Source organism: Denitratisoma sp. DHT3, from assembly GCF_007833355.1.
Classification (GTDB): Bacteria; Pseudomonadota; Gammaproteobacteria; order Burkholderiales; family Rhodocyclaceae; genus Denitratisoma.
The window spans coordinates 628,517-640,892 of sequence record NZ_CP020914.1 but is presented as its reverse complement, the minus strand read 5'-3'; the positions used below and the strand labels follow the sequence as shown (position 1 = coordinate 640,892).

Sequence of the window (12,376 nt, the reverse complement as noted above, 5' to 3'; positions counted from 1 at the left end):
GCGCCAATGCAATTGCAGCCTGGATGGCAGCACGAGCTTGTGGACGGGCCAACGAGAGCCCACTAAAGATGCCGGATATACGACTGCATGCGTTTCTCTGCCGCCAGAACTATCGATCAGTTTCCTTGCGTTCTGGGGGAGTCCATATACGAAGTGTTAGCTTTCACTCAGTGAACGGTGACAATAATCGGATCGTTACGTGTAACGATTATGGTGTGCTCAAATTGTGCGGATAGGTTTCCCGGCATTCCGACAAGCGTCCAACCGTCGCCGGAATCCGAGACGGTTCTGCTCTTTGTGGAGAGAAACGGCTCAATAGCGATGACCATACCCTCTTTGAGAACTCGTTGGTCGCGTGGGTCGAAATACCCAAGTATGTGCTCAGGGTCTTCGTGAATCGCTCTACCTACGCCATGGCCAGCGAGGTTCTTGATAACTCTAAGCTGGTGGGTGTTTGCGATACGTTGAATTGCGCTACCAATCCGATTGATCGGTTGCCCGGCCCTAGCGGTCTTGATCGCCGCTGACAAAGCAGAACGCGTGGCGTGACAGAGCTTCGTCTTTAGTGGGGTACTTGGAGGAACAATTGTTGTGCCGCCGGTATCCGCGAAATAGCCATTCAACTCAGCAGAAACATCGACATTTACGAGATCGCCCGCCTCTATGACGCGACTACCTGGCACGCCGTGCGCGGCTTGCTCGTTGACACTGATACATGTTGATCCGGGAAATCCGTAGGCGAGTTGAGGTGCGGAGCGGGCTCCGAACTCGGAAAGCAGTCTCTCGCCGATGGCATCCAGTTCTCCCGTTGTCATACCAGGTTCAATGGAGTCGAGCATCTCGTGAAGGACAAACGACACAATTCGACCAACACGCTGTAGCGCCACGATGTCGGAATGAGATTCAATGGTCATGGTAGGTTCCTGTGAAAGCTAACGAAGCTGTAGAAAAAGTAGTTTCATGGACGCATTCTGCTGTGAACCAATTGGAATAACAAGGCTCCAACCAGAAGTTCATCTTGGAGTCGCTCATGGCACGCTACAAACCCATCGATACGGGACTGTGTGCCGTGCGGCCTGCGTGCAAAATGCCTGCGCACACCAGAGAAGACTCAGACCCGGCAGGTGTGTTTCTTGCGGGGCAAGGCCGGTCCGCAGACCATGAGTGCCAGCGAGCGGATGAAGCAGGCGATTGACTCGGAACGGGGCCGGCAGCTTTATGGCGGGCGTTTTGCGACGGTGGAACCGGTGTTCGGCAATATCCGACATAACAAGCGACTGAACCGGTTTACCCTTCGAGGGCAGAAGAAGGTGAATGGGCAGTGGAAGCTCTTCTGCCTAGTGCATAACATCGAGAAGCTGGCCCATCATGGATATGGGCAGTAGGGCGCCGATAGGAGCGGCACGCTGACGGCCAAAAGTTGGCACTGGCGAGACGGAGAGCCGGGGAAATCACTGAATGAAATGAAAATGGCGCAGAAAATCCTGCGCCATTTTTTACGTCTCATCCCCGATGAAAATTGGGCTTTTCTACAGCTTCAACGTCTGAATTCACCGGCCTTGCGCGGCTTTATGCGCAAGGTCCGGTGGAATGATGGGTTAGGGCTTGCTGGGCCAAGCAATCTGTACCTGTCTATGTTGTATAACACAGTCACGGAGATAGAGATTGATAAGACTCTGGTACGGAACCCCTGCATCGGCTGCCATGCTTTTGAAATAAGCGACTACATCTTCGGAGAGTCGCATGGTGACAGGTGTCTTGAGCTTCGATGCGTAGGGATTCCTGCGTGACTTCATTTTGGCGAGATCGTATTCGGCTTTCATGGTTTTTTACTTTCCGTAAAACGCACTTTCACGTTTGGTTGCCTTGCGGGCAGAAATGATGCGGATGATGTGACCTGCTTCCCGTTCGCAGTGAGCGACGAGAAGCAATTTTGATCCGGTGCTCATGCCCAACAACAGAAAACGCTCTTCATCAGATGAGTGGTCATCATCGAAGAACTGGATAGCAAACTCATCGTAGAAAGCAGACTGGGCTTCCTCAAAGGAAACCCCATGCTTCTTGATATTTGCCGTAGCCTTGGCTGAATCCCACTCGAACTTAATCATACGTACAGTGTATGTAACAACGAGCGGATGTCAAGCAAGTCCTAACGAAGCTGTAGAAAAAGTAGTTTCATGGACGCATTCTGCTGTGAACCAATTGGAATAACAAGGCTCCAACCAGAAGTTCATCTTGGAGTCGCTCATGGCACGCTACAAACCCATCGATACGGGACTGTGTGCCGTGCGGCCTGCGTGCAAAATGCCTGCGCACACCAGAGAAGACTCAGACCCGGCAGGTGTGTTTCTTTCGGGGCAAGGCCGGTCCGCAGACCATGAGTACCAGCGAGCGGATGAAGCAGGCGATTGACTCGGAACGGGGCCGGCAGCTTTATGGCGGGCGTTTTGCGACGGTGGAACCGGTGTTCGGCAATATCCGACATAACAAGCGACTGAACCGGTTTACCCTTCGAGGGCAGAAGAAGGTGAATGGGCAGTGGAAGCTCTTCTGCCTAGTGCATAACATCGAGAAGCTGGCCCATCATGGATATGGGCAGTAGGGCGCCGATAGGAGCGGCACGCTGACGGCCAAAAGTTGGCACTGGCGAGACGGAGAGCCGGGGAAATCACTGAATGAAATGAAAATGGCGCAGAAAACCCTGCGCCATTTTTTACGTCTCATCCCCGATGAAAATTGGGCTTTTCTACAGCTTCAACGTTTGAGGTAACCGGCCTCGCGCGGCTTTATGCGCGAGGTCCGGTGGAATAAGAGGTTCGACATCACCCACGATTCTCGTAGGCGGCCTTCAGGAGTTGTTCGAGCAACTCTCTGTGTTTCGACAGATCGCCGGGCTCAAGCTTGAGTCGATAGGCTCCACGCCTCCCATATTCAAGAAGATCGAGGCCAGACTGTTCAAGCTTCGCGTCAATGTCCTCACTGCGGGGGAGCTTGACGACGAGATTTAGGACGGATTTCTTCGGGTTGGAGGTGGCGAAATTGAAGGCAATGCCGCCTTTTGTAAAGCCGATGTATGGTTTGTTGTACTTCAACTCCAGAGAAGAATCGAAGGCCTTGCATAATTCCAGAATTTCGTCGGCAATCTTGACCGTTTTGGGTGTGGCACGGCTCTCCCAATAGGTGCGGTCTGCCGGCTCAAGAACTTCCTCGTCCTCATCGACGAGCCCGAGGCGCAGAGCATCAACGACTTTGGTGAAGTGCAGGCCGATACCGTTTCCGGTATCAATGGCCGTCATTTGGAGCGCAATGATTGGAATGAAACCGTTGAACAACCCAATGACATTAAGGAAGCGGGCTGTCACGTTTTCGGCGATCAAGACGCCGACGTGCTCGTACTGAGGATAGCGGCGGCGCTCAATATCCCAGTACTCGATTGTACGGATGATGTGAGTTTCGTCTGTGGCTCCCAATTGCAACTCGGTTTCGTAACGGATGAGGCCGTCTACTTCCTTGAAAAGTAGGTCGAGGCGCCCGCCGGACGGCTGGATGCGTTCTTTGTCGATGAGAGCCAAATCACCGAGGCCGAGAATAGATGGATCGGCTGCGATGACATCTTGAACCCACTTCTCGTTGAGTTCCGGGTGATGTTTAAGGGACACTGTCTTTAGCGGAATATGTTTCATGAGCGTAGGCGGAGAAATGGTGAGGTCGAACGTAGAAGTGAGCGGCCTTGCGCGGCTTTTTGCGCAAGGCCGCTCGACTGCCGGGTTGGGCAGCAAACTCAGAAGCCATACTCACGTTCCACACGACAGACCCGAACACGAAATGCCTTGTACCAGTCTTTGGCTCTTCCCTGAGCGTGGCGATGAGCGGTGTTGGCCTTCCATGCCTCTATTGCCTCAAGGCTCACCCAATACGAAACGGAGATTCCGATTTCCTGCCTTGCGCTCTCAAAGCCAAGGAAGCCAGGCTGTTCTGAAGCGAGTTCAACCATCTGTCTTGCCACGGCGCCATAGCCATCGTCACCTTCCGCGCGGATGGATGTGAAGATGACAGCAAAGTACGGCGGTTGAGGTGTTTGTGCAGGGAGAGCCATCTACGTTTCCTTTGGTGCCCAACGTTAAGTAGACCGCCTAAAAGACGGAAAAAATCCATCATTAGGCTGGATAAAATTCTCGACGCGATCATTTATTTATATCTATCAAAAGATTAAAAAGTTTTAGTAGCGCAGGAATGTCAGTGAAATTCCTTTTGTCCATGCATGCTCCAGTAGCAAACGGCCAGCGGTACCTGAGCATAAGTAAATGGAAATGCTCTGTCCATATGACGCGAGACTCATCCCCTCCAGCAGTTGTGCAGGTGATTATCTCGAGCCGTTCCAACTCCGGGGTAGCCTGCCCAGGCAAAGGCAGCTAGCTTCCAGGGGGCTGACCGTTCCAACCCATGTTTGTCCCAGGCACCACGTCCACCTCTGGGCCTGCTGCAACCCGATGCCAAAGCACCGGCCATCGGCACCGTCGAGCCAGGCACGGGGTCACTGACGCGCGCCGCCTCGCCACTGCCCCAGCAACTGCGCCAGGGCCGGGTCGTTGGGTGTGCGGGACAGGGCCTTTTCCACTACCACCAAGGCTTCGGCCTGCTTGCCGCCGTCGGTCAGGGCCACCGCGTAGACGTAGGCGTAGCGGGCGTTGTCCGGCGCCGCCTTGGCGGCCGCCGCCAGCAGACCGAGGGCGGCCGAGCGTTCGCCCTGCCTCACTTTGAGTAGGCCGAGGGCGTGATTGAGGTCGGCTGAATTCGGCGCAAGGCGCAGGCCTTCCCGCAGCAGGGGTTCCACCTCCTTGTCCCGCCCGGTGGCCCGGTAGAGATCCGCCAGGTTGATCCGGGCCGGGGCGAAGCCGGCATCCATCGCCAAGGCCTGTTTGAGGGCGGCCTCTGCTTCCGCCGCCCGGCCTCGGGCCAGATGGAGCAGCGCCAGGTTCAAATGGGCCTCGGGCCGGTCGAGGTGGATCGCCTCGCTGGCGGCCAGGGCCTCCAGGGCGGCATCGCGCCGTGCCCGGTCGGTGCCGTCGAGCCGGCTGTCGGGGATGGCGGCGGCCAGGCGTGCCGCCTCGATGCGTACAGCCCGCGCCTCGTCGTTCAGGCGCCCCAGCAGCAGGCGATCCCGCTCGGCCTCGGGCAGCAGGCGGAAGGCACGCAGGGCGGCCAAGCGCACCAGGGGTTCCGGGTCATTCACCGCCGCCCGCAACTTCTCCTGGGCCAGGGGGCCGGGATACTCGGCCAGGGCCGCCAACGCCGTGGCCCGGGCCATGGGGGAGGCGTCACGATGGTCCAGCAGCGCCAGCAGCGCGGCGCCGCCGTCGGCCCGGTGCTGCCGGGCAGCCATCAGGGCTTCCGCCACGGGCGCATGGCCCCGCCCCGGCTCGCCCACCCAGTCCCGCACCTGGGCCGCGGCCCAGCTCGCCGGTTTGTCCTTGTGGCAACCGGTGCAGGCGTTGGGCGTACCGAGCTTCTCGCTCAGGTCGGGGCGCGGCAGGCGGAAACTGTGGTCGCGGCGGAAATCCACCCCCATGTAGGTCTTGCCCGCCATGTGGCAATCCACGCACTGGCTACCTTGGCCGCCGGCGCTATGGTGATGGTGGGCCGCCGTGTCGAAGCTCGCCGGCGCATGGCACTGGGCGCACAGGCTGTTGCCCGTCAGGCGTGGTTTGCCGCTGTGCGGCTGGTGGCAGTCCTGGCAGATCACCCCGGCGCGGTACATGCGGCTTTGCAGGAAGGAGCCATATTCAAAGACCTCGCCGTCGATCTGCCCGTCGGCGCTGTAGAGCCCCGGTTCCAGCAGGCTGGGCACCGTCTGGTCGAGCAGGGGCACGTCGCCGCTCAAGGGATTGGCGATCTCCCGCCGCCGGCTGTGGCAGGCGAAACAGGGCGCCATGGCCTCGCGCCGCTCGCCCCCCGTCCAATGGGCGATGCCCTGCCCCGGCGTGGCGAAGGCCCACTGGCCGGCCGGCGCCTTGGCCACCGTCAATCCTTTATGACCATCGCCGCCGCCATGCTTGCCGCCCGCCTTCGCCCAATCCACATGGGCGGAACCGGCGCCGTGGCAGGCCTCGCAGGCCACGGCGATGTCGGACCAGCGGGTGTCGAAACTGTCGCTCTTCAGGTCGTAGCGTTTTTCCAGGTTGGTCGAATGGCAGCCGGCGCACATGAAGTTCCAGTTCTGGTCGCGGCCGGTCCAATGCAGACTGTCGCCGGGTTTGGGCGTCTGCTCCGGGTAGAGGGTGAACCAGCGCTGGCCGCCCTGGGCCTTGTCGCGGCTGTCCCAGGCGAAGGGCAGCGCCTGGAGCCGGCCTCGGCCCGTGTCCACCAGATACTGCTGCAAGGGATACCAGCCGAAGGTGTAGCGGATCTCGAAGTCGCCCGGCTTGCCGTCGGCGCCCTCGGTGCGGACGAAGGGCTTGCCGTCGCGGGTGAAGAACTTCGCCTCCTGCCCACGGTGGCGCAGACTGGCGCCGGAGAAGTCGCCGCGCACGGCCTCGCCCCTGGCTTCCAGCATTGCGTGGGCATGGTCGGAACCCTGCCAGTCCCGCGCCGCCGCCTCGTGGCAGCCGGCGCACACCTGGGCGCCCACATAGCGGGCGGCCGGCGGCTGCGCTCCCTGATTGGGCTGGCCGGGTACACTCGGTTTGCCGCTCCCCAGGAAATGCCACCCCAGCCCGGCGACCACCAGCAGCAGAACCAGCATCCCCACGACGCGGGCGAAGGGAAAAGCTCGGGGCGCAGCCACGGCGGGCTGGACGGGAGATGGGCCGGTCTTGGTCGGGCGCTTCTTGGCGGGCATGGAAAACTCGGGATCAGGGATTGAGCGTGGCCGGCAGGGTAGCAGCCTTTGCCTTGCGCCGCCGGAGCAGATGCCGGCGGGCGAGGATCAGTTGACGGGACAAGGCGGTACCGCACCAGGGCGCAGCGGCGTCGGAGCCCCTGGAGCCATACAACGCGGCATCCAGCTCGGCCAAGGCCGCCGCCAACTCGGCCGAGGGCGACTTGGCCAGCAGCCAGGAGGTAAGCCCTGCACCCGGACCGGCGCAGGCATCGAGCCAGCGTTGCAGCGCGGCCCGGGCGGCGGAGCCGTCATGACGGCGGCAGGCCCGGATCAGGCGCCGGAACAACCACCCCTCCGCAGCCAGCACGTCCTGCGCCCGGCCGCGCGCCCATCGGGCGGCCCCTTGCCCAAGGTGCCGCCCACGCCAGCCCAGCCACAGGAGCACGCCCCCAGCCAAGGCATAGGCGATGGGGCGCAAGGATTCCCACACCGGCCGGCCGGCGGGCGCGAGTTGCGCCACGGCCTCGGGCAAGGCGAAAACCGTCGCCGCCCGCGCCGGCCCCACGACCAACGGCACGGCAGGCAGGCGGGCCTGGCGCACCTGGCGGCCGTCCAGATCCCACCAGTCGAGAGTAATGGCCGGCAGTTCGTAACGACCGGGCCGCTCGAACACCCAGGTGGCGGACTGCTCCCGGCTCAGCAACGGGCGGGCGGCGGCATTGGTACGGGTTTCACGGCTGCGGGGCGGGTCGACATACAGGCGCAGGCCGGCCCCCTGGGGCCAGGCGTCCGCGGACAATTCCACGGCCTCCGCATCGGTATCGAGCACGATCGTGCGCCGCACCGCATCGCCGACGCCCAAAGTACTCATGGCGCCTTCGGGCCGTTCGATGCGCTGGGCGAGGTGCAGCCGGCGGGCGGCGATGAAGGGGTCGAGCCGGGCGGCCGCCTCTGGAATCCTCACCCCGAAAGGCGCGACCAGCCGGCCCCGTGCCGTCACGGTCAGGGACCCCTTGCCGCCCTCCCGGGCATAGGTGAGCGGCACCGCCAGCTCGGGCAGGCGGAACTCACCCGGATTCAGCGGCTGGATGCGGTAACGGCGGCGCAGGCCGGCCCAGGTGCTACCGGCGATGGATTCGGAAAGGTTTTCCGCCGACCCCTTCTGCAATTCCACCGTCGCGCCGGGCAGTTCGATGGTCTCGGGAAAGCGCGGCGCATCGAGAAACCAGGTGGGCACCAGCACCTCCACCCGCAGGATGAGGTCCGTGCCCAGTTCCACCGGCCCGGCGGGTTCGAGGCTCAGGCGCACGAAAGGCGCGGCCGCCCAGGCAGGCAGGCCCAGTGCCAGCAGCAGGACCGCTCCGACGCATATGCGTACTGCATTCACGGTGGTCCCCGCTTTCCTTCCCGGGCTTCGAGGGCGAAGCGGTTCTTCAGGAATCCGGCCGGACTGACCTGGATGCGGGCCAGCCAGAGGCGGGTGATTTCCGCTTCGCTGAGTGGCCGGCGCTGGGTGTGCTTGCGTCCTTTCTTCTTCTCGCCGAAGGGAGACTGGTCCAGTTCGTCGGGGTTGGCCTCCCCCTCTTTCTGGGCACCCTCTTCTTCCCTGGGCAGCAGCGCCGCCAGCAGAGCCCGGTTGGCCAAGGCCTCGGGCCAGCCGGGGCGACGGGCCAGGGCCTGATCGTAGGCGGCGATGGCCTCCGGATAACGCTTCAGGCGGGCCAGGGCGTTGCCCAGGTTGTATTGGCCCTCGGCCGTCTCCACAGCGGCGAAGGCGTCGGCCGCCGCATCGAAGCGCCCGGCGCGGTAAAGGGCGATGCCGCGCCAGAGCGGATCGGCAAACACCCCGGCGGCGGCCTCGAATTGCCCGCGTTCGAAATGCCAGCGCCCCTGCTGGTCGCGGCTGGCCCAGAGATCGGCGAAGCGCCATTGACTCCTGTCACCTTCCCCGGCGCGGGCCTCATCGGCGGGCCATCCGGCTCCCAGCAACAGCAAGCACAGCGGCAAGGCCAGCGCCTGGCCCCAGCGCACCGTCCAGCCCGGGCGGAAGCAAAGCAGCAGCAGGACGGCCACCGGCAGCGCCAGCCAGACACCTTCGTCGCGCCAACGGGCGCCGGGATCCGCCGCCAGGGCCTGCACCATGTGGTGCTGGAGACGGGCTTCCACGGCATCGAGGTCGCGATCGTCGGCGGTGGCCGAGGCCAGCCACAACCCGCCAGCGGCGGCCGCTTCCAACCCCGCCCGGCCCAGGCGGGCCATGACCCGGCGCCCGTCCACGCCCGTGACGTAGCCGCCGTCGGCACCTCGTAGCGGCGCCGGGACATCGCCGCCGAAGGCCAGCAGCAGCGGCTCGCTGCGGGAATGCTCGCGGAAGAGCACGAAGTCGCGGGCCTGTCCGGCATCGAAACCATCGGTGAGGAACAGGATGCTGCCGGGAGTCGGCTCCTTTTCCAGCATCCGGGCGGCCAGCACCAGGGCCGCGGCGGTGGCCTTGGGCGCGGTGGGCGCGGCCGGCGGCATCAGGTCCGTGGCCAGGTCCGGCACGTAGGTCAGCAGCAGGTTCGGGTCTTCGCTCAAGGGCAGCACGCCGTGGGCGCTGGCGCCGAACACCAGCAAGGCCGTGCGGGCACCCTGGCGCCGCGCCAGCAAAGCCCGCAGCTTGAGCTTGGCCCGCTCCAGGCGCGTCGGCGAGACATCCACGGCATCCATCGAGGGCGAAAGGTCCAGGGCCACCACCAGGGGCGCCCGGTCCTCGGCGAGCGGCATGGGCTCCCGCTGCCAGGCCGGCCCCGCCAGGCCGACGCAACCCAGGGCCAGGGCCAGCAGCAGGGTGTGGATGGGACGCAACCCCAAACGCCGCCCGCCGCCGACGGTCAGCGCCGCCAGCAGATGGGGATCGATGCGGTCGCGCCAGGCGGCCAGGCTGCCCTTCCCCTCGCGCCAAACCGCGAGCCAGAGCAAGGGCAACAGCGGCGCCAGTCCCCAGAGCGCCCAGGGGCGCAGGAAATGGAAGTCCGTCGGCAGCCAGCCGCTCGTCATGCACCCGCCTTCCGCGTAGGCCGCTTTTCGCCCCAGGCCCGCAGCCCCGCCACCAGCGCTGCAAACCCATGCCAGCCCAACAGCAGGACCAGGGCGGCGCCGAGGGGCCACGGGTAGAGGGGCCGCTGGGGCCGCCAGGAGAGGGTCTTGAAGTTCTGCTTCTCCAGGGCGTCCAGTTCCCGGTAGATGGCCGCAAGACCGGCCCGGTCCTCGGCCCGGTAGGCGCGGCCGCCGGTGGCACGGGCGATGTCGGCCAGGGCATTCAGGTCCACCCGGTCCTCGCCCACGGCCTTGGGGTCGCCGATGGCCACGGTATGCACGGTGATGCCGGCCCGGGCGGCGAAGCCCGCCGCCTTCAGGGGCGGCACGCGGCTGCCGGTGTCGGCGCCGTCGGAGAGCAGCACCACCACCTTGCTCGGCACGGTGCTGGCCTCGAACATGCGGATCGATAGCCCCAGGGCGTCGCCGATCAGGGTGCGGCCGCCGGCCATGCCGGGCCGGGCCTGGGCCAGCAGTTCCCGCACCGTGCCGTGCTCCAGGGTGAACGGCGCCTGGACGTAGGGTTCCTGGCCGAAGAACAAGAGCCCGATGCGGTCGCCGCCGCGCCGGGCGATGAATTCGTCCAGCACCTCGCGCACCGCCGCCATGCGCTCGGCGGGCCGGCCTTCGCGGTCGCGATAGTCCCGAGCCCGCATCGAGGGGGAGAGATCCACGGCCAGCAGCAGATCCCGCGCCGGCTGGATGCGCGTCAGGGGCGGCTCAACGTAGACCGGCCGGGCCAGGGCCAATAGCAGCAGGCACCAGGCCAGCGACAACACCAAGGTCTGCGCGATGCCCGCCGGCACCACCACGGCACCGGGTTCGGGCGCCCTGCCCGCGCCCCGCACGGCCAGGTCGAAGAAGGCGATGCGCAAGGCCGGCCGCCGTTGCCGATAGGGCGGCAGACGCAGCAGCAAGAGCGGCAGGGGCAAGGCCAGCAGCACCCAGGGGGAAAGCCACTCCAGATGGGCGAGGAAGGCACCGGGATTGAAGGCCGCGAAAGCGAAACCGCTCATGGCCGCCGGCCCCCTGCCTCATCCGGGGCACGATGACCGACGATCCATTGGCGGGCGGCGGCGATCAGGGCCGCCCGCTGTTGCGGCGTGGTTTCGCAGGCAACCCGGTAAGCGGATGAAAACAGGGGATCGCAAGCCGCATCGGCGAAGGCCGGGCCGCCGCTGGCGCGGAGGAAATCCCGCCAGGAGTTGCCGGACAGGGGCGCCACGGCCTCCCGGGGAAAAACGGCCAGGGCTGTGCGCTTCAGCAGCGCGGAGAATTCGGCCAGCGCCTCCGTGGTCTCCAGGCCCGGCGCCAGGTGCTCCAGTTGCGCCAAGGCTTCGCGCCGATAGCGGTTGCGGCGGCGCCATTGCCGGAACCGCCAGGCGCCCCAGACCAAGGCTGCCAGGAGCAAGAGGCCCAGCAGCCACCAGCCTGGCCCCTGGGGCGGCAGCCAGGACGGTGGCGTCGGCAGGGCAATATCCTGGAGCCCGCTCAGGGGATCAGCGTCCATCCACCTGCCTTCCGGGATCGACGGCCAGGGTCCGGCGCAGTTGCGTAACCGCGTCCTCGGCGGTGGTCAGGGGCAGCATGGGCACGGCCAGTTCCTCGCGCCAGCGCTGGATTTCCTGGCGATGGGCGGCGGCCAGGTCGGCCAGGCGCTGGCGCTGGGCCGTGTCGCCTCCGGTCAGGGCCAGTTGCAGGGAGCCGTCGCTGACGACGTACTGCCCCCGCTCGGGCCAAAGCCCCGCCCCCGGATCCCAGACAGGCATGGCCAGCAGTTCATGGCGGCGGGCCAGCTGGGCGATCAGGGCATGGCTCGCCTCGCCGGCACCGTCGAAATCCGAGAGCAGCACGATCAGATGGCCGGGCACGAGAGTTTGCAGCAGCCGCGCCAGGGCCTCGTCGAGCATGGCGGGTGCCGATGGGCGGTTGGATTCCGCCCTCAGCAACTGGTTGCGGCGAGCGATCTCGCCCAGGATGCGCAGCCAGCCGGCGCGGCCCCGGTGGGGGGTGAAACTGGCCAGATCCCGGTCGTCGAACACCACGGCGCCGACCCGGTCGCCGCCCTGGCGCAGGGCCCAGCCCAGGAGGGCGGCGGCCTCGGCGGCCACCACCGACTTCATGGCGCGGCGGGTGGCGAAGAACATGTTCTGGCGCTGGTCCACCACCAGCACCACGGGCCGGTCGCGCTCTTCGGCATAGACCCGCACATGGGGTCGGCCGGTGCGGGCGCTGACGCGCCAGTCGATGGCGCGCACGTCGTCGCCGGGCAGATAGTGGCGCATTTCCAGGAAATCGAGGCCCCGCCCGCGCATGCGGGAACCGTGGCGACCGACCAGCAGGCTGGCAAGCGGCCGGCGCGGCGCGGCGGCGCCGGCCAAGCGGCGGTGTTCCAGGGCAACCAGTTCGGCCAGGGTCACATGGACGCCGGCACCATCAACAGTGGTGGACGCGACGGCGCGCTTGCCGAACATGACG

Annotated in this window: 13 protein-coding genes; 2 read left to right on the top strand and 11 right to left on the bottom strand. The window is 65.0% G+C overall.

Annotated features, from left to right (window positions below; translation table 11 throughout):
* Positions 1-167 precede the first annotated feature (167 nt).
* Entirely contained in the window at positions 168-914 is a 747-nt protein-coding gene (map, locus tag B9N43_RS02870) for a type I methionyl aminopeptidase (protein WP_145840830.1), read from the bottom strand.
* 150 nt (positions 915-1,064) lie between these two features.
* Between map and B9N43_RS02865 the strand changes: the two genes are divergently transcribed.
* Positions 1,065-1,385: a transposase gene (locus B9N43_RS02865; RefSeq protein WP_222428783.1), complete on the top strand. Its 321-nt coding sequence runs from the start codon at positions 1,065-1,067 to the stop codon at positions 1,383-1,385.
* 213 nt (positions 1,386-1,598) lie between these two features.
* Here B9N43_RS02865 and B9N43_RS02860 read toward each other — a convergent pair whose 3' ends face one another.
* Together B9N43_RS02860 and B9N43_RS02855 are read right to left on the bottom strand one after the other, a co-directional pair.
* Entirely contained in the window at positions 1,599-1,796 is a 198-nt protein-coding gene (locus B9N43_RS02860) for a BrnA antitoxin family protein (protein ID WP_261379433.1), read from the bottom strand.
* A 33-nt stretch (positions 1,797-1,829) separates the two neighbouring features.
* Entirely contained in the window at positions 1,830-2,108 is a 279-nt protein-coding gene (locus B9N43_RS02855) for a BrnT family toxin (protein WP_145840828.1), read from the bottom strand.
* A 173-nt stretch (positions 2,109-2,281) separates the two neighbouring features.
* Between B9N43_RS02855 and B9N43_RS02850 the strand changes: the two genes are divergently transcribed.
* Positions 2,282-2,602 carry a transposase gene (locus B9N43_RS02850; RefSeq protein WP_186453954.1) on the top strand — a complete coding sequence of 107 codons (321 nt, stop codon included), beginning with the start codon at positions 2,282-2,284 and terminating at the stop codon, positions 2,600-2,602.
* 220 nt (positions 2,603-2,822) lie between these two features.
* Here the strand turns inward: B9N43_RS02850 and B9N43_RS02845 are convergent, their stop codons facing one another.
* From B9N43_RS02845 to B9N43_RS02810, 8 genes are all read right to left on the bottom strand, one after another.
* A complete protein-coding gene (locus tag B9N43_RS02845) occupies positions 2,823-3,683 on the bottom strand; it encodes a DUF5655 domain-containing protein (RefSeq protein WP_145840826.1) in 861 nt (286 codons plus the stop codon).
* Positions 3,684-3,781: 98 nt separating this feature from the next.
* On the bottom strand, positions 3,782-4,096 hold the full coding sequence (locus tag B9N43_RS02840; protein WP_145840825.1) for an antibiotic biosynthesis monooxygenase family protein: 315 nt from the start codon (positions 4,094-4,096) through the stop codon (positions 3,782-3,784).
* Between the two features lie 438 nt (positions 4,097-4,534).
* Positions 4,535-6,838 (bottom strand): tetratricopeptide repeat protein, encoded by a 2,304-nt coding sequence (locus tag B9N43_RS02835; protein ID WP_145840824.1) that lies wholly within the window; start codon positions 6,836-6,838, stop codon positions 4,535-4,537.
* A gap of 13 nt (positions 6,839-6,851) precedes the next feature.
* Positions 6,852-8,207, bottom strand: coding sequence for a BatD family protein (locus tag B9N43_RS02830; protein WP_186453953.1), 1,356 nt, complete (start codon positions 8,205-8,207; stop codon positions 6,852-6,854).
* On the bottom strand, positions 8,204-9,859 hold the full coding sequence (locus B9N43_RS02825; RefSeq protein WP_145840822.1) for a VWA domain-containing protein: 1,656 nt from the start codon (positions 9,857-9,859) through the stop codon (positions 8,204-8,206). Before B9N43_RS02825 ends, B9N43_RS02830 begins: the two co-directional genes overlap by 4 nt.
* A complete protein-coding gene (locus B9N43_RS02820) occupies positions 9,856-10,914 on the bottom strand; it encodes a VWA domain-containing protein (RefSeq protein ID WP_145840821.1) in 1,059 nt (352 codons plus the stop codon). The genes B9N43_RS02825 and B9N43_RS02820 overlap by 4 nt, the downstream gene beginning before the upstream one ends.
* Positions 10,911-11,408, bottom strand: a complete 498-nt coding sequence (locus B9N43_RS02815; protein WP_145840820.1) for a DUF4381 domain-containing protein — start codon at positions 11,406-11,408, stop codon at positions 10,911-10,913. Before B9N43_RS02815 ends, B9N43_RS02820 begins: the two co-directional genes overlap by 4 nt.
* A complete protein-coding gene (locus B9N43_RS02810) occupies positions 11,398-12,372 on the bottom strand; it encodes a DUF58 domain-containing protein (protein ID WP_145840819.1) in 975 nt (324 codons plus the stop codon). The genes B9N43_RS02815 and B9N43_RS02810 overlap by 11 nt, the downstream gene beginning before the upstream one ends.
* Positions 12,373-12,376 lie beyond the last annotated feature (4 nt).